1 protein-coding gene is annotated in these 822 nt (G+C 63.4%); it reads left to right on the top strand.

The genetic code is table 11. From position 1 onward, the window contains the following. Positions 1-822 (top strand): dihydroxy-acid dehydratase (locus A3754_RS03255; protein ID WP_197468419.1); only part of this gene is annotated, 822 nt, incomplete at both ends.

Below are 822 nucleotides of genomic sequence, written 5' to 3'. Positions count from 1 at the left end.
GATTGAAGAAACCGCCATCCCCGGCCCGGGTTCCTGCGGCGGCATGTACACCGCCAACACCATGGCCTCGGCCATCGAAGCACTGGGCATGAGCCTGCCCGGCAGCTCCGCACAGAACGCGGTGTCCGAAGAAAAGCGGGAAGACTGCGTGCGGGCCGGCGCCGCTGTATTGAAACTGCTGGAAGAGGAGATCAAGCCGTCCGACATCATGACCCGCGCGGCGTTCGAGAATGCCATCACCGTGGTGATTGCCCTGGGCGGCTCCACCAATGCGGTGCTGCACCTGATCGCCATGGCCCGCACCATCGATGTGGCGTTGTCACTGGATGACTTTACCGAGATCGGCAAGCGGGTGCCGGTGCTGGCGGACCTGCGCCCCAGCGGCCACTACATGATGAGCGAACTGGTGGCCATTGGCGGTATTCAGCCGCTGATGAAGATCTTGCTGGAGGCGGGTCTGCTGCACGGCGACTGCCTGACTGTCACCGGCCAAACCCTGACGGAAAACCTGGCCGATGTGGCGCCCTATCCCCTGGATCAGTCGATTATTGCGCCCCTGTCCGAGCCTCTGAAAGCGGAAAGTCACCTGCGCATTCTGTATGGCAACCTGGCCCCGGACGGCGCGGTGGCCAAGATCACCGGCAAGGAAGGCACCCACTTTTCCGGCCCGGCACGGGTGTTCGGTTCGGAAGAAGAAGCCCAGCAACGGATTAACGACGGCACGGTAGTGTCTGGCGACGTGGTAGTGATTCGCTATGAAGGCCCCCGCGGTGGGCCGGGCATGCGTGAAATGCTCACCCCCACCTCCGCCATCATGGGGCG

The organism is Alcanivorax sp. HI0083 (assembly GCF_001635175.1).
This window is presented reverse-complemented; position numbering and strand designations above follow the sequence as displayed.